We start from the raw sequence: 16211 nt of genomic DNA on the forward strand, positions 1-16211 counted from the left end.
AGCCCCGCCGTTTGTCTTACAGCACCAGCCCGGCGAAGCTGGCCGAAAGCAGGCTCACCAGCGTGGCGCTATACACCAGCCGCAGGCCGAAGCGGGAGACAATATTGCCCTGCGGTTCATTCAGGCCTTTGATCGCCCCGGCGATAATGCCGATCGAGGCAAAGTTGGCAAACGATACCAGAAAGACCGAGAGAATGCCGAGCCCGCGCGGCGTCATGCTGGCGGCAATCTTTTGCAGCTCAATCATCGCCACAAATTCGTTCGCGACCAGCTTGGTGGCCATGATGCTGCCGGCGTTCAGCGCATCGCTCAGCGGAATGCCGATAAGCCAGGCCAGCGGATAGAAGACGTAGCCGAGGATCTGCTGGAAGCTGAGGCCAAACAGGGTAGCGAACAGCGCGTTAATGGCGCTGATCAGCGCGATAAAGCCGATCAGCATCGCCAGAATAATCATCGCCACCTTAAAGCCGGCCAGAATATATTCCCCGAGCATTTCAAAGAAACTCTGCGATTCATGCAGCTTCTCCAGCTTTATTTCCTGCTCGCTGCCCGGCCGCGTCGGGTTAATCACCGACAGCACGATAAAGGTGCTGAACATATTCAGGATCAGCGCCGCGACGACGTATTTGGCGTCCAGCATGGTCATATAGGCGCCGACGATCGACAGCGATACGGTCGACATGGCCGTCGCCGCCATGGTGAACAGACGCCGCGAGGAGAGGTCGCCCAGCACGCCTTTGTAGGCGATGAAGTTTTCCGACTGGCCGAGGATCAGTGAGCTGACGGCGTTGAAGGACTCCAGCTTACCCATGCCGTTGACCTTCGACAGCAGGGTGCCAATGACGCGAATAAAAATCGGCAGGATCCGCCAGTGCTGGAGAATACCAATCAGCGCGGAAATAAACACAATCGGACACAGGACGCCAAGGAAAATAAAGGCTAAGCCTTTTTCGCTCATGCCGCCAAAGACGAAATTGGTCCCTTCGGCGGCAAAGCCTAATAGCGAAGCAAAAAAGCCGGAGATATTTTTCACCAGCCACAGGCCGCTTTCGGCGTGCAGGAAAAAGAAAGCGAGCGCTATTTCGATAATAATCAACTGGAGAATATAACGAATACGAATTTTTTGTCTGTCATAGCTGACAAGCCAGGCCAGGGCGAGGATCACCGCCAGCGCCAGCAGGAAATGAAAAAATGCAGTCATGTTGTTCTTTTCGCAGGTCAATAAGGCCGCCATTTAGCCATAGCCGCTGCGACGGGTAAATATCTGACGTAAAAAATCCTTTGCTTATTCTTTTCCCTCATAACAGGCGAATATTTTCATAAGTCATTATTTGCCAGCGATTTATTTACAACTGATCATCATTCTCTGCACATTTTGCTTGTGTTTCTGAGTATTGTAATGATAATCACTATCATAAATATTACCTGTTTTTGCATTCGTTGACGGTGCTTTACATTTAAGGGTATTGGCATGTTTGTCCCATTTCTCATTATGTTACGCGAAGGCCTGGAGGCGGCGCTGATTGTCAGCCTGATCGCCAGCTATCTGAAACGCACCCAGCGCGGCAACTGGATTGGCGTGATGTGGATTGGCGTGATCCTCGCGGCGGCGCTGTGTCTTGGCTTAGGCATTTTTATCAACGAAACCACCGGTGAATTTCCTCAGCGTGAACAGGAGCTGTTCGAAGGGATCGTCGCGGTCATCGCGGTGGTGATCCTGACGTGGATGGTCTTCTGGATGCGCAATGTCTCACGCAACGTCAAGCAGCAGCTGGAGCAGGCCGTGGACAAGGCGCTACAGCGCGGCAATCACCATGGCTGGGCGCTGGTGATGATGGTCTTTTTCGCGGTCGCCCGTGAGGGGCTGGAGTCGGTCTTCTTTCTGCTGGCGGCATTCCAGCAGGATGTCGGCATCTGGCCGCCGCTGGGGGCGCTGCTGGGGCTGGCCACGGCTATCGTGCTGGGCTTCCTGCTCTACTGGGGCGGTATCCGTCTCAACCTCGGCGTGTTCTTCAAATGGACCAGCCTGTTTATCCTGCTGGTGGCCGCTGGCCTGGCCGCGGGGGCGATCCGCGCCTTCCACGAGGCGGGCCTGTGGAACCTGTTCCAGGAGACCGCCTTCGATCTGAGCGCTGTGCTGTCGACGCATACGCTGTTCGGCACGCTGCTGGAAGGGATCTTCGGCTACCAGGAGACGCCAAGCGTCAGCGAAGTGGCTGTTTATCTGCTTTATCTGATCCCGGCGCTGGTGCTGTTTGCGCTGCCGCCGCGAAATAATACGACTGCCTCGCGGGCTGCCTGACCGGGCGCTGCGAGCTTATAAGCGACACTCTACTTACCGAAAGGGATGATCATGATGATTCATTTTCGCCGTAATGCGCTGCGGGTGACCGTGGCCGCGCTGCTCAGCTCTGCATTCGGTGCTCAGGCTGCGGATATCCCGCAGGTCAAAGTCACCGTCAACGATAAACAGTGCGAGCCGATGCAGGTGACCGTTAACGCGGGTAAAACCCAGTTTATTATTCAGAACCACAGCCAGAAAGCGCTGGAGTGGGAGATTCTGAAAGGGGTCATGGTGGTGGAAGAGCGTGAGAACATCGCGCCGGGCTTTACCCAGAAGCTCACCGCGAACCTGCAGCCGGGCGAATATGACATGACCTGCGGCCTGCTCACCAACCCGAAAGGCAAACTGATCGTCACCGGCGCCGCTACCAAAGACGCGGCGAAAGCCGATGCGGTGCTGAGCCTCGGCGAAGCGATCACCGCTTACAAAGCCTATGTGACGGCGGAAACCGCACAGCTGGTCAGCGGCACCAAAGCCTTTACCGACGCGGTGAAAGCGGGCGATATCGAGAAAGCGAAAGCGTTGTACGCCCCGACGCGCCAGCATTACGAGCGCATCGAGCCGATCGCCGAGCTGTTCTCTGACCTTGACGGCAGCATCGACGCCCGCGAAGACGACTTCGAGAAAAAAGCGGAAGATCCGAAATTCACCGGTTTCCACCGTCTGGAAAATGCGCTGTTTGGCGATAACAGCGTCAAGGGCATGGAAAAATATGCCGATCAGCTGAACAGCGATGTGCTGGAGCTGCAAAAACGCATCAGCGAGCTGGCGTTCCCGCCGTCAAAAGTCGTGGGCGGTGCGGCAGGATTAATTGAAGAAGTCGCGGCCAGCAAGATCAGCGGTGAAGAAGATCGCTACAGCCATACCGACCTGTGGGACTTCCAGGCCAATATTGACGGCGCGCAGAAAATAGTCGACCTGCTGCGCCCGCAGCTGCAAAAAGAGAACAGCGCGCTGCTGGCGAAAGTGGACGCCAACTTTAAGAAAGTGGACAGTATCCTCAGCAAATACCGCACCAAAGACGGTTTCGAAACTTACGATAAGCTGACCACCGCTGACCGTAATGCGCTGAAAGGGCCGATCACCACCCTGGCGGAAGATCTGGCTCAGCTGCGCGGGATCCTGGGTCTGGACTAAGTCGATGGCACAACAGAAACCACACGACGTGAACGAGCCGTCACGTCGTCGCTTACTGAAAGGGATCGGCGCGCTTGGCGGCGCGCTGGCCATCACCGGCGGCTGCCCGGTGGCGCATGCGGCAAAAGCGGAAAGCTCCCCCGGGACGCTCGCACCCGACGCGCGTCAGGAAAAACAGCCATTCTACGGCCGGCATCAGGCGGGCATTCTGACGCCGCAGCAGGCCTCGATGATGCTGGTGGCGTTCGACGTGCTGGCGTCAGATAAAGCCGACCTCGAGCGTCTGTTCCGGCTGCTGACCCAGCGTATCGCCTTTTTAACCCACGGCGGCCCGGCGCCGGATACGCCTAATCCCCGGCTGCCGCCGATAGATTCCGGCATCTTAGGGCCGTGGATTGCCCCGGATAACCTGACCATCACCGTCTCTGTCGGCCATTCGCTGTTTGATGAGCGCTTTGGTCTCGCGGATAAAGTGCCGAGAAAACTGCAGCCGATGACTCGCTTCCCCAATGATTCGCTGGATGCCGCCCTGTGCCATGGCGACCTGCTGCTGCAGATCTGCGCCAATACTCAGGATACGGTGATCCACGCCCTGCGCGATGTCATCAAACATACGCCGGATTTGCTCAGCGTGCGCTGGAAGCGGGAAGGGTTTATCTCCGATAGCGCGGCGCGCAGCAAAGGCAAAGAGACCCCCATCAACCTGCTGGGTTTCAAAGACGGCACCGCTAATCCGGCGAGCCATGACAGCGCGCTGATGGATCAGGTCGTGTGGGTAACGGCGGATCAGGACGAGCCGGCCTGGGCCGTGGGCGGCAGCTATCAGGCGGCGCGCATCATCCAGTTTCACGTCGAGTTCTGGGACCGGACGCCGCTGAAAGAGCAGCAGACGATCTTTGGCCGCGACAAACACACCGGAGCGCCGCTGGGGATGAAAAACGAGCACGATACCCCGGATTACAGCAACGATCCTGGCGGCGAGACGATCGCGCTGGATAGCCATATTCGTCTGGCCAATCCTCGCACGCCGGAAACCCAGTCCAGCCTGATGATGCGCCGCGGCTACAGCTATTCGCTGGGTGTCACTAACGCCGGGCAACTGGATATGGGGCTGTTGTTCGTTTGCTATCAGCACGATCTGGAAAAGGGCTTTCTGACGGTGCAGAAACGGCTTAACGGCGAGGCGCTGGAGGAGTACGTCAAACCCATTGGCGGGGGCTACTTCTTTGTTTTACCCGGCGTAGTGGATGACAAGCACTACCTGGGACAGACGCTGCTGCAGGCCTGATACCGACCCCTGTCCGCAAGGGCAGGGCGTTTTCTGCTGTTTTTCTCATTTTTCTTATATTTCCTGCCATGTGTTATATTTCTGTAATACAAATGACCGATAGTCTCCTACACTTGCTTAAGAACTATTTGTTGCGTCATTGTGAAAAATAAGTTGCATTAAGAATCTTTTTTGATGTACTTATTACATACGCGGTAGTTCCCGGCAGTGTGACGTTTCACTATGGAGATCGCGAATGGTAAGGTCCCGTACCGGACAACGTAAAACCACAGACCGTACTCTTCAGCACGGAAGCCCCGCTTCCGGCAGCGATTTTCTCACTCTTTCTCCCTCCGCTTCGAATTATTATCACCTTGGCAGGGTACGCGGTGCGCGTAGCCGCGACTCGTTGTCAGTTCTACCGGCAAGCAATGGCTTACAAGGAAGCCAAACCTCAATCGTTCGTGCGCATAGTCGCGTCGATGTTGACGCGTGTGATGTAAACCTACAACGCAAGGTGCTATCCATGGGAAGACAAAAAGCAGTGATCAAAGCTCGTCGTGAAGCAAAACGTGTGCTGAGACGGGATTCACGCAGTCATAAGCAGCGTGAAGAAGAATCGGTCACATCGCTTGTGCAAATGAGTGGCGTAGAAGCAATTGGCATGGCGCGGGACAGCCGTGATACTTCCCCAATTGAGGCGCGCAATGAGGCTCAGGCGCATTATCTGAATGCCATCGACAATAAACAGCTGATTTTCGCCACCGGCGAAGCCGGATGCGGCAAGACCTGGATTAGTGCGGCGAAGGCAGCGGAAGCGCTGATCCATAAGGATGTGGACAGAATTATTGTTACCCGTCCCGTTCTGCAGGCCGACGAAGATCTCGGCTTCTTACCGGGAGATATCGCCGAGAAGTTCGCGCCCTATTTCCGACCGGTTTACGACGTGCTGGTGAAAAGGTTGGGGGCTTCCTTTATGCAGTACTGCCTGCGTCCGGAAATCGGCAAGGTGGAAATCGCGCCGTTCGCCTATATGCGCGGACGTACCTTTGAAAATGCGGTGGTGATTCTGGACGAGGCCCAGAACGTGACCGCAGCGCAAATGAAGATGTTTTTAACCCGCCTCGGGGAGAACGTGACGGTCATCGTCAATGGCGATATCACCCAGTGCGACTTGCCCTCTGGTGTGAGATCTGGCCTAAGTGATGCGCTGGCGCGTTTTGAGGAAGACGAGATGATCGGCATCGTGCGTTTCACCACCGATGACTGCGTGCGCTCGGCCCTCTGCCAGCGGACGCTGAAAGCCTATTATTGAGCGTCATACTGTGAGCAAGGCCCGGGCTAGCCCGGGCTTTGTTGTTTTGATCTTTGCGACAGTCTGAAGTGCGGATAAAATTTCTGTTTTAAGGGATCCATCGCTGTAGGTGATAGAATTTCTTCTCTGTAATACAAGAATATCTGCTTTGCTATACATAAGCGCCTTTCTAATAATTTCTTTCGTCTTACGCCGTTTTACTCATTTAATTGTATGGATACTTGTAAGGGAAGCACTATGGTCGTACATGGGAAAGTTATCAAGTTATTAATTACTATTTTGATGGTGGGGTTGTCATCTGCTGCTTATAGTAAAGATTATCAGGCAGGGAAAAACTTCACTGTCATTAATTCTACTGTTAAGCAACCGCCGCAGCTGGTTGAGTTTTTTTCCTTCTACTGCGGACCTTGTTATGCGTTTGCAGAGCGCATCAATGTTGATACAGCTATCAGAAAGCGCCTGCCCGCCGATATGAAACTGGAAAAATACCATGTCAGCCAGATGGGACCTTTAGGACCAGCATTAACAGAAGCATGGGCCGTAGCACAATATGCTGGGGTAGATGGCAAGGTGGAAAAGTTATTGTTTGAAGGCTTACAGGTTAAGCGTGATATTAAAACGACAGCTGATATTGTTAAGGTCTTTAATCAACTTGGCATTACGTCCGAGAAATATGCCGAAATGCAAAGTAATTTTATGGTAAAAGCTTTAATTGCCAGACAGGACAATCTGGTCGAAAAAATGAAAGTAAGTGGTACGCCTTCTTTTTATGTTTCAGGGAAATATCATATTAACAATGCATCACTCGCGCAAGATGACTATGATACCTATGCAGAGGATATGGCGAATCTGGTTTTATTTTTGCTTAACAAGCCCCTGTAACACGAAGTGAGAAAGTATCATTAGGTTTGTCTTTTTCGTTCTGTCCAGGTGGTTGCGCCAGTTGTCGTACCCCGGTCGGGGGTTCTCATCCCCCCAGCGGAGAATATAAAAGAAAAGAGCCCGTACTTACGTACAGGCTCTCATCTCGAATATGGCGGTGAGGGGGGATTGACTCGCTTCGCTCGCCCCTGCGGGGCAGCCCGCTCGCAGGCTCGCGGTCTGTCCAACTGGCTGCGCCAGTTGTCGAACCCCGGTCGGGGGTTCTCATCCCCCCCAGCGGAGAATATAAAAGAAAAGAGCCCGTACTTACGTACAGGCTCTCATCTCGAATATGGCGGTGAGGGGGGGATTCGAACCCCCGATACGTTGCCGTATACACACTTTCCAGGCGTGCTCCTTCAGCCACTCGGACACCTCACCATATTGTCTTGCTGCTCACCTTGGGTGGGCAACGGGGCGCTACTATAGGGAGTTGCGTTTAAACGGTCAAGCATAATTTCTTCTTTCTTTACCGACCGCTCACGCAATGAACAACGCCCCGCTGCGACGTAGCGGGGCAGGCGTTTTAGCGCTGGGAATCAAGCTGTTCGTTATTCTTCACGACGTCCTGCGCTTTGCTATAGCTTTCGATCAGCAGCTGGTAGGCCGGGAAGACTTTGGTGTACACCTCCGCCCATTCTGCGGCGTCCGGGCGATTCCAGGTACGCTGCAGCTCAGAGGCGACGGCGGCGGTATCCATCGGCACTACGCCGGCCTGTACCACGCGAGCCAGGGTGATCTCCTGCGCCATTTTGCTGTAGGTGCCGGAAGCGTCAATCACGGCGAACACTTTATAACCGTCGGCGACGGCGGCAATCGCCGGGAAGGCCATGCAGACGCTGGTGATGGTCCCGGCGATAATCAGCGTTTTGCGACCGGTCGCTTTCACCGCGGCGACGAATTCCGGGTTATCCCAGGCGTTGATCTCGCCTTTACGGGCGATGTATTTCGCATGCGGCGCGTTCTCATGAATCTCCGGGATCAGCGGACCGTTCGGCCCCTGCGGCACGGAAGCGGTGGTGATCACCGGGATCCCGGCAAGCGAGGCCATCTTCGCCAGCGCGGCGGCGCGAGCGCGCAGCTCTGGCATCGGCATATCGCCGACGGTCTGGAACAGGCCGCTCTGGTGGTCAATCAACAGCATGGCGGTATCGTTGACATCAATCACCGGACGAGCACCGTTAAAGTTAGCGGGAGTAGACATAGTATTCACCTCAATGAGTTAGATTTGGCCAAAGCGGCCGCTGTTAAAATCGCGAACGGCTTCTGCGATCTGTGTTTTGTTATTCATGACAAAGGGGCCATAGCCCACAATCGGCTCCTGCAGCGGTTCGCCGGCCATCAGCAGAACTTTTGTCTGGGTTGTCGCCTCCAGGTGCAGTGCGTCTCCTGCCTGGCTCAGGACGGCGAGCTGGCCTTGGCGGGCGGATTCGGAACCGTTGATGATCACTTCCCCTTCCAGTACCACCAGCGCAGTACTCCAGCCTTCCGGCTGGCGAAGCGTGAGGTCGTGCCCCTGATTCAGCTGCAGATCCCACACGTTAAGCGGTGAGAAGGTATGGGCTGGGCCGCTGACGTCGTCATACTGGCCGGCAATAACCCGAACCTGTCCGGCGCCATTCGCCAGCGCGGCGGTGGGGATTGTCCCGGCGGTAATGCTCTGGTAGCCGGGGGCCGTCATTTTGTCTTTGGCGGGCAGGTTGACCCACAGCTGGATCATCTTCAGCTCGCCGCCGCTGCGGGTGAAGGCCTCCGAGTGGAACTCTTCGTGCAGGATCCCGGCGCCGGCCGTCATCCATTGCACGTCGCCTGGGCCGATCACCCCGCCGCGTCCGGTGGAGTCACGATGCTCTACTTCACCGGCGTAGACGATAGTGACGGTTTCGAATCCGCGATGCGGATGCTCACCGACGCCGCGTTTATCGCTGCCTGCCGGGAAGGTGTACGGCCCGGCATAGTCGAGCAGTAAGAAGGGGCTCAACTGCTGGCCGTGCGTCTGATAGGAAAACATCGAACGAACCGGGAAGCCGTCGCCTACCCAATGCTGCGCAGGCGCGGTGTAGACTCCTGTAATCTGTTTCATGGCTTTCTCCTGTGTATCGGTATCTGATGTGAATAAGCTTATATCCGGGACGACGTGTGCGGTAGTAAGCAAAAATGACCTATACTGTTCCAAAAATGGAACAATGGAGGAAGGATGCAGGATCTCAATGACTTCGCCTGGTTTGTCCAGGTCGTGGACCATGGCGGTTTCGCCGCGGCGGGGCGAGCGCTTGACCAGCCGAAATCCAAGCTCAGCCGCCGTATTGCGCAACTCGAGGAGCGGTTGGGCGTGCGTTTGATTCAGCGAACCACTCGCCAGTTCGCGGTCACCGAGGTCGGGCAGACCTTTTACCAGCATTGCAAAGCGATGCTGATTGAGGCCGAGGCGGCGCAGCAGGCGGTCGACACGCTGCGCGCCGAGCCGCGCGGCAGCGTCAGGATCACCTGTCCGGTCACCTTGCTGCATGTCCATATCGGACCGATGCTGGCGCGATTTATGGCGCGCTATCCCGGGGTAACATTGCATCTTGAGGCGACCAACCGCCGGGTGGATGTGGTCGGTGAGGGCATTGATGTGGCGATCCGCGTCCGTCCCCGGCCAATCGAGGACAGCGACCTGGTGATGCGCGTGCTGGCGGACCGCGGGCACCGGCTGGTGGCCAGTTCGCAGCTGATTTCCCGGCTCGGACGCCCGCAGGCGCCGTCTGAGCTGAGCGACTGGCCGGGGCTCAGCCTGGGGGCGAACAAGCATCAGCATAAATGGCAGCTTACCGGGCCTGAAGGGGCAAGGGCGGAGGTGTATTTCACGCCGCGAATGGTGACCACCGATATGCTGGCGCTGCGCGAGGCGGCGATAGCCGGCGTGGGGGTGGTGCAGCTTCCTTTATTGATGGTGCGCGATCAGCTGGCGTCAGGGGAGTTAGAGGTGGTACTGGATGAGTGGCAGCCGCGGCGGGAAGTGATCCATGCGGTATTTGCCTCCCGGCGCGGGCTGCTGCCCTCCGTTAGAGCGCTGGTGGATTACCTCAGCGAAGAGTATCAACGAATGGAGGAGGATTAGCTTCGGGATTCGCTTTTCCCGGGGGGCGTCCCCCCGGCGGAGAATATAAAAGAAAAGAGCCCGTACTTGCGTACAGGCTCTCATCTCGAATATGGCGGTGAGGGGGGGATTGACTCGCTTCGCTCGCCCCTGCGGGGCAGCCCGCTCGCAGGCTCGCGGTCTGTCCAACTGGCGTTGCCAGTTGTCGAACCCCGGTCGGGGATTCTCATCCCCCCCGGTGGGTGCCACATGCGAAAAAAAAGCCCGTACTTGCGTACGAGCTCTTCTTAAAATATGGCGGTGAGGGGGGGATTCGAACCCCCGATACGTTGCCGTATACACACTTTCCAGGCGTGCTCCTTCAGCCACTCGGACACCTCACCATATTGTCTTTCCCGCTGTTGTCGGGAACGGGCGCTAATGTAGGGAAATACGTATCGCCCGTCAATCAACTTTTTGCAAAATCAGCGCGTTTAGACAAACTTCGAACAACTTGCTCCTTAAACGTGCGAAATCCGTTTTTTTTGTCGCCACTCCCTTTTCACTTTGCGACAAGGGGAAATTTGCTATGCTGGCAAACCAATAGAAAACAATGAGTAAAATAAGACGCCAGCATTAACCTGCCCCGGGCGTTTGCTATCAGGAGCCCCTATGGAGATTATTTTTTACCATCCGACCTTTGATACCCAATACTGGATCCGAGAGCTGGAAAAGCAGTTACCCGGCGCGCGAGTGCGCGAATGGAAAGCGGGCGATAACCAGCCGGCGGACTATGCCCTGGTCTGGCATCCACCGGTAGAGATGCTGCAGGGCAGGGCGCTGAAGGCCGTGTTCGCCCTTGGGGCGGGGGTGGATTCGATCCTCAGTAAGCTGCGCGATCATCCGGATATGCTGCCCCTGTCGATCCCGCTGTTTCGTCTTGAAGATACCGGCATGGGACGGCAGATGCAGGAGTATGCGGTGAGCCAGGTTCTGCACTGGTTCCGCCGGTTCGATGACTATCAGGCGCAGAAGCTGGCGTCCCGCTGGCAGCCGTTGCCTGAGTATCTTGCCGACGATTTCACCGTCGGGATTATGGGCGCCGGCGTGCTGGGGGCGAAGGTGGCGGAAAGCCTGCAACCCTGGGGATTCCCGCTTCGCGTCTGGAGCCGTAGCCGCAAAGCCTGGCCGCGGGTGCAGAGCTTTGCCGGCCAGGCCGAGCTGGGCACATTCCTGCAGGGGACCCGCGTGCTGATCAACCTGCTGCCGAACACTGCTGAAACCGTCGGCATTATTAACCAGACGCTGCTGGCGCAGCTGCCGGATGAGAGCTATGTCCTAAACCTTGCCCGCGGCGTGCATGTCGTTGAAGAAGATCTGCTGGCGGCGCTGAACAGCGGTAAGCTCAAAGGGGCAATGCTCGATGTCTTCAGTCGCGAACCGTTGCCCCAGGAGAGCCCGCTTTGGGCGCACCCGCGGGTGGCCATGACTCCCCACGTGGCGGCAGTCACCCGCCCGATGGAGGCCATTGCCTACATCGCCGGGACCATTAGCCGCCTGGAGCGAGGGGAACCGGTTAGCGGTCAGGTCGATCGTCAGCGCGGTTATTAAGGTAAGCAAACCCCGCCACGGCGGGGTTTTTGCTAATCAAGCGCCCGGATTCCTGCTATTCTTGCGGCAAACAGAAGAGGAGAATGTGATGTATCCCGTTGACCTGCACATGCATACCGTCGCCAGCACCCACGCCTACAGCACCCTGCACGATTATATTGCGGAAGCAAAGCGTAAAGGGATCAAACTCTTCGCCATTACCGATCACGGCCCGGACATGGCGGATGCTCCGCACTACTGGCATTTCGTTAATATGCGCATCTGGCCCCGTCTGGTGGACGGTGTGGGGATCCTGCGCGGAATTGAGTCGAATATTAAAAATATCGAAGGCGAGATCGACTGTTCCGGGCCGATGTTGACGTCGCTCGATCTGATCATCGCCGGATTCCACGAGCCGGTGTTTCCGCCGCAGGATAGCGCCACCCATACGCAGGCGATGATTGCCGCGATGGCCAGCGGTAAAGTGCATATGATTAGCCATCCGGGTAATCCGAAATTCCCGGTGGATATCCCGGCCATTGCCGAAGCGGCGGCCCATTACCAGGTGGCGCTGGAGATCAATAACTCCTCTTTCGTTTCATCGCGCGTGGGCAGTGAAGATAACTGCCGGGCCATCGCCGCCGCGGTGCGCGACGCCGGAGGGTGGGTGGCGCTGGGCTCGGACTCTCACACTGCGTTTACCCTCGGAGAGTTTACCGAATGCCGCAAGATCCTCGATGCTGTCGATTTCCCGGAGGAGAGGATCCTCAACGTTTCTCCGCGTCGCCTGCTCGACTTCCTCGAGTCGCGTGGTATGCCGGCGATCCCGGAATTTGCTGACCTTTAATTTGTATAACTGGAATAACTGAATGAACGAGTTTTCAATCCTCTGCCGCGTGCTGGGTTCGCTGTATTACCGTCAACCGCAGGACCCGCTGCTGGTGCCGCTGTTTACCCTGATCCGCGAGGGCAAACTGGCCGCCAGCTGGCCGCTGGAACAGGACGAGCTGCTGGCGCGTCTGCAGAAAAGCTGTGAAATGCAGTCCCTGGCGACGGACTATAATGCGCTGTTCGTCGGTGAAGCCTGCAGCGTCCCGCCGTACCGCAGCGCGTGGGTGGAGGGTTCCTCGGAAGCGGAGGTCCGGGCTTTTCTGAGCGAGCATGGCATCCCGACGGGAGAAGGTCCGGCGGATCATCTCGGATCGCTGCTGCTGGCCGCCTCCTGGCTGGAGGATCATGCCACAGAAGAGCAGAGCGAGACGCTGGAGCGCCTGTTTGCCGACTATATCCTGCCGTGGTGCGGGACAATGCTGGGGAAAGTCGAAGCGCATGCGCACACAGCGTTCTGGCGCACGATGGCGCCGTTGACCCGCGACGCCATCGCCGCGATGTGGGACGAGCTTCAGGAAGAAGATGAGCAATAAAATGTGATTTAAGTCACTATTTTAATGTAACTGAAATTAGGTTCATTCATATAGTGTGTTTTAGATCGCATTCTTCCGACGCGTATCTGCTAGGATACGCGCCATGAACATACTCTTCGCAATCGCATTAACGACGGGCATTCTCTCCGGGATTTGGGGATGGGTGGCGGTCGCCCTCGGCCTGCTGAGCTGGGCCGGTTTCCTCGGCTGTACCGCCTATTTCGCCTGCCCGCAGGGCGGTCTGAAAGGTCTGGCCATCTCCTCCTGTACGGTAATGAGCGGCGTGGTCTGGGCGCTGGTGATTATCCACGGTAGCGCGCTGGCCCCGCAGCTGCAGATCCTCAGCTATATGATGACCGGCGTCGTGGCCTTTCTGATGTGCATCCAGGCGCGACAGACGCTGCTGTCGTTTGTCCCCGGCACCTTTATCGGCGCCTGCGCGACCTTCGCGGCAGACGGCGACTGGCGTCTGGTTATCCCTTCTCTGGCGCTGGGCCTGGTCTTTGGCTATGCCATGAAAAATAGTGGCCTGTGGCTGGCGGCCCGTGCGGATAAGCATAAATCGTTCGCCAATGACAACGCCTGACGGCGGGACGATGATAGTAACAGGACCCTCAGGGTCCTGTTTTTTTTACCTTCTTGTCGCCGGCGCGGCGGGATAATCTTGCTCCCGGGGGCGGGTATGCCCTAGTATCGGCAGAAAGCCGTATCTACGCGCTATGCCGACAGGAGGAGAAATGGCTGTTCAACCTGAAGTAATTCTCGGCGATATTACGACGCTTGATGTCGATGTGATTGTGAATGCGGCAAACCCCTCGCTGCTGGGCGGCGGCGGGGTGGATGGCGCGATCCACCGGGCGGCCGGTCCCGCGCTGCTGGCGGCCTGCAAGCAAGTGTTGCAGCAGCAGGGCGAATGTCCCCCTGGTCATGCGGTGATCACGATGGCGGGCGATCTTCCCGCCAGCGCGGTGATCCACACCGTGGGCCCGGTCTGGCACGGCGGCGACCGCATGGAGGCGCAAACCCTGGCCGATGCCTACAAAAACAGCCTGCAGCTGGCGGCGGCAAACAACTACCGCTCCATTGCGTTTCCGGCGATCAGCACCGGCGTGTATGGCTATCCGAAAGAGGAAGCGGCGGCGATCGCCGTGCGCACCGTGACCGCGTTTCTCACCCGCTATAACCCGCTTGAACGGGTCCTGTTCGTCTGTTTCGACGAGGAAACGGCGGCTATCTATCGTCGCCTGCTGGCGGCATACCCCTGATTCCGCAGAATAGGCTATGATAACCGCCGGTATTGACAGGAATGATGGATTGCAGGAGGGAGCAGGTGTCGGAAGGAAAAGTACAGCAGAAGCAGCAGGCGCGCCGCGCGGAGATCGTTGCCGCTGCGCAAAGATGTTTTGCGGCAAAGGGATTGCATGGCGCCTCTGTCGCTGATATCGCCCGCGACGCGGGCCTGAGCGTCGGTCAGCTGTATCGCATTTTTGCCAGCAAGGAAGCGATCATCGAAGCGATTGTTAGCGAAATCGTCAACGCCAGGGTCGGGGAGATGATCGATGAGAACCACAATCTGGCGCGCAAAGCGGCGGTGCTGGCCGGCAGGATCCCGACTTCGGCAGCCACCAAAAGCGACAATTATCTGTTGATGGAAATTAACGCCGAAGCCTCGCGTAACCCACGCTTGCGCGAGATCCTGGTGCAGGCCGATCGGAGGTTGAAAGAGGAGGGCGGCCGTTTGTCGCAGCGCTATCATCCCGGTCTCAGCGATGCGCGACGCAATGCTGCTTCAGAGCTCATCGCCGTTCTGACGGAGGGGGCAGCCTACCGCTGTGAGCTGAGCGCCTCCACTCCGGTCGATAAAGCGGATTTAGAAGCCCTGTATAATATGATCTTCGATCGGCTGTTTGATGAGCAAGCGTAGCGCGGCACGCCAGGCGTGCCGCAAAGGCTAAAGGTTAGCTGGCCGAGGCCGGGGTTTTTGCTGGTTTGCTCATGGGTTTACCGGAGAACAGGAAACGCAGCAGCGGAATACGCAGATGAATTTCATACAGGATCAGGGCAATCCCCACCACAAAAACCAACCCGCCAATAAAGCCTAAGGTATTCGACTTAATGGCCGGGGTGATCCACGCCCCGTACAGCAGCGTCAGCGGATGGTGTACCAGGTAAATAAACAGCGAAGCATTGACGAAGTAGGTCACCCGCGCCGACTGGAAATTCAGCAGGCGATGGCCGAGCGAGAAGATCACATTCACCATCCACAGCCCCAGCACCATGGTGATCACCGATTCCGTTTCATACATCCAACCGTCGCCAGATCCATACTGCTGGTTCAGGCGGTAAGCGATGAATCCCAGCAGTGACGCCACGCAACACCATGGCGACGGGGTGGTGAACATCGCCTTTAAGCGCGGGTTAATAAAGGTCTGGGCCCCCAGCACAAAGAAGGGCAGATAGAACAGCGTCTGCATGACCACAAAGTTAAACAGACCATTGCTCAGCAGGGGCGGGTAGATCACGAATAATGACCGACGGATCAGCGCGTAAAGCACCCCCAGCGCGAGGAAAATCATCGTCAGCTGGCCCATGGTGACAGTGTCACCGAATGCGTGAGCGCCCGGAGCCGGGCGGCGCGTCAGCCATTTAAACAGCACCACCCCCAGCGAGGTCAGCACCACCAGGACCAGCAAAAACCAGAGGTGGGAAATGAGCTCCCACGCCAGGGTGTTGAATTTGTCGTACCCCGAAAGGGTGTGCCAGTTTTCCGCCTTGCCGTTGACGTACTGCAGCATAATAAACTGCGGCAGCGTCAGCAGCGGGATGGCGGTGAGCATCGGAATACCGACCCGTTCGACGCGCACTTTCCACCACTTTTTCAGCGGGTAGCGCAGGAACAGCATGTAGGAGAAATAGCCGGAGATCACGAAGAAGACCTGCATGCGGAAGGCATGAATGAAATCATTAAACAACGTCAGCCACCACGAGGGCTCTGCGCTGTTGACATGCCAGCTATGGCTGGAATAAATCAGCGAAATGTGAAAAGGGATCCCCAGCAGCATCAGCCAGGCGCGGATGCTGTCGAAAAAATATTCACGCTGTACCGGAGTATTATTCATACGATTCACGACAATCTCAGATAATTCGTCTTA

General features: G+C 56.9%; 16 protein-coding genes, 2 tRNA genes and 1 other RNA gene. 12 read left to right on the top strand and 7 right to left on the bottom strand.

Annotated features, from left to right (window positions below; translation table 11 throughout):
* Positions 1 to 16 precede the first annotated feature (16 nt).
* Positions 17 to 1201 (bottom strand): nucleoside transporter C-terminal domain-containing protein, encoded by a 1185-nt coding sequence (locus tag ABLV52_RS03240; RefSeq protein ID WP_002898911.1) that lies wholly within the window; start codon positions 1199 to 1201, stop codon positions 17 to 19.
* Between the two features lie 270 nt (positions 1202 to 1471).
* Between ABLV52_RS03240 and efeU the strand changes: the two genes are divergently transcribed.
* The 5 genes from efeU (at position 1472) to ABLV52_RS03265 (ending at position 6945) form a co-directional block, all read left to right on the top strand.
* Positions 1472 to 2302, top strand: coding sequence for an iron uptake transporter permease EfeU (gene efeU, locus ABLV52_RS03245; RefSeq protein ID WP_032452417.1), 831 nt, complete (start codon positions 1472 to 1474; stop codon positions 2300 to 2302).
* Positions 2303 to 2353: 51 nt separating this feature from the next.
* Positions 2354 to 3481, top strand: a complete 1128-nt coding sequence (efeO, locus tag ABLV52_RS03250) for an iron uptake system protein EfeO (RefSeq protein ID WP_348889996.1) — start codon at positions 2354 to 2356, stop codon at positions 3479 to 3481.
* A 4-nt stretch (positions 3482 to 3485) separates the two neighbouring features.
* Complete coding sequence (efeB, locus tag ABLV52_RS03255; RefSeq protein WP_348889997.1) at positions 3486 to 4769, top strand: iron uptake transporter deferrochelatase/peroxidase subunit; 1284 nt, start codon at positions 3486 to 3488, stop codon at positions 4767 to 4769.
* 505 nt (positions 4770 to 5274) lie between these two features.
* Positions 5275 to 6063 (top strand): phosphate starvation-inducible protein PhoH, encoded by a 789-nt coding sequence (gene phoH, locus ABLV52_RS03260; RefSeq protein WP_002898923.1) that lies wholly within the window; start codon positions 5275 to 5277, stop codon positions 6061 to 6063.
* A gap of 237 nt (positions 6064 to 6300) precedes the next feature.
* Entirely contained in the window at positions 6301 to 6945 is a 645-nt protein-coding gene (locus tag ABLV52_RS03265; protein ID WP_049013714.1) for a DsbA family protein, read from the top strand.
* A gap of 152 nt (positions 6946 to 7097) precedes the next feature.
* On the opposite strand, the gene ABLV52_RS03270 is transcribed toward ABLV52_RS03265, so the two are convergent.
* The 4 genes from ABLV52_RS03270 to ABLV52_RS03285 form a co-directional block, all read right to left on the bottom strand.
* Positions 7098 to 7234, bottom strand: a non-coding RNA gene (locus tag ABLV52_RS03270) — RtT sRNA.
* A 43-nt stretch (positions 7235 to 7277) separates the two neighbouring features.
* A tRNA-Ser gene (locus tag ABLV52_RS03275) sits at positions 7278 to 7365 on the bottom strand.
* A gap of 145 nt (positions 7366 to 7510) precedes the next feature.
* Positions 7511 to 8188, bottom strand: a complete 678-nt coding sequence (locus tag ABLV52_RS03280; protein WP_002898927.1) for an isochorismatase family protein — start codon at positions 8186 to 8188, stop codon at positions 7511 to 7513.
* An 18-nt stretch (positions 8189 to 8206) separates the two neighbouring features.
* Entirely contained in the window at positions 8207 to 9067 is an 861-nt protein-coding gene (locus tag ABLV52_RS03285; protein WP_348889998.1) for a pirin family protein, read from the bottom strand.
* Positions 9068 to 9181: 114 nt separating this feature from the next.
* On the opposite strand from ABLV52_RS03285, the gene ABLV52_RS03290 reads away from it, so the two are divergent.
* On the top strand, positions 9182 to 10087 hold the full coding sequence (locus ABLV52_RS03290) for a LysR family transcriptional regulator (RefSeq protein WP_023289111.1): 906 nt from the start codon (positions 9182 to 9184) through the stop codon (positions 10085 to 10087).
* Positions 10088 to 10361: 274 nt separating this feature from the next.
* Here ABLV52_RS03290 and ABLV52_RS03295 read toward each other — a convergent pair.
* A tRNA-Ser gene (locus tag ABLV52_RS03295) sits at positions 10362 to 10449 on the bottom strand.
* 268 nt (positions 10450 to 10717) lie between these two features.
* Between ABLV52_RS03295 and ghrA the strand changes: the two genes are divergently transcribed.
* From ghrA to ABLV52_RS03325, 6 genes are all read left to right on the top strand, one after another.
* On the top strand, positions 10718 to 11656 hold the full coding sequence (gene ghrA / locus ABLV52_RS03300; protein ID WP_023289112.1) for a glyoxylate/hydroxypyruvate reductase GhrA: 939 nt from the start codon (positions 10718 to 10720) through the stop codon (positions 11654 to 11656).
* An 88-nt stretch (positions 11657 to 11744) separates the two neighbouring features.
* Positions 11745 to 12482, top strand: a complete 738-nt coding sequence (locus tag ABLV52_RS03305; RefSeq protein ID WP_048334661.1) for a phosphatase — start codon at positions 11745 to 11747, stop codon at positions 12480 to 12482.
* A 22-nt stretch (positions 12483 to 12504) separates the two neighbouring features.
* Positions 12505 to 13059 (top strand): molecular chaperone, encoded by a 555-nt coding sequence (locus ABLV52_RS03310; protein ID WP_023289113.1) that lies wholly within the window; start codon positions 12505 to 12507, stop codon positions 13057 to 13059.
* A gap of 103 nt (positions 13060 to 13162) precedes the next feature.
* Positions 13163 to 13645, top strand: a complete 483-nt coding sequence (locus ABLV52_RS03315) for a DUF1097 domain-containing protein (RefSeq protein ID WP_044522057.1) — start codon at positions 13163 to 13165, stop codon at positions 13643 to 13645.
* A gap of 151 nt (positions 13646 to 13796) precedes the next feature.
* Positions 13797 to 14324, top strand: coding sequence for an O-acetyl-ADP-ribose deacetylase (gene ymdB, locus ABLV52_RS03320; protein ID WP_023289115.1), 528 nt, complete (start codon positions 13797 to 13799; stop codon positions 14322 to 14324).
* A 65-nt stretch (positions 14325 to 14389) separates the two neighbouring features.
* Positions 14390 to 14983: a TetR/AcrR family transcriptional regulator gene (locus ABLV52_RS03325; RefSeq protein ID WP_101990593.1), complete on the top strand. Its 594-nt coding sequence runs from the start codon at positions 14390 to 14392 to the stop codon at positions 14981 to 14983.
* A 34-nt stretch (positions 14984 to 15017) separates the two neighbouring features.
* On the opposite strand, the gene mdoC is transcribed toward ABLV52_RS03325, so the two are convergent.
* A complete protein-coding gene (mdoC, locus tag ABLV52_RS03330) occupies positions 15018 to 16178 on the bottom strand; it encodes a glucans biosynthesis protein MdoC (RefSeq protein ID WP_023289117.1) in 1161 nt (386 codons plus the stop codon).
* Positions 16179 to 16211 lie beyond the last annotated feature (33 nt).

The sequence above is a fragment of the Klebsiella sp. GB_Kp056 genome (assembly GCF_040064755.1).
Lineage (GTDB): Bacteria > Pseudomonadota > Gammaproteobacteria > Enterobacterales > Enterobacteriaceae > Klebsiella > Klebsiella quasipneumoniae.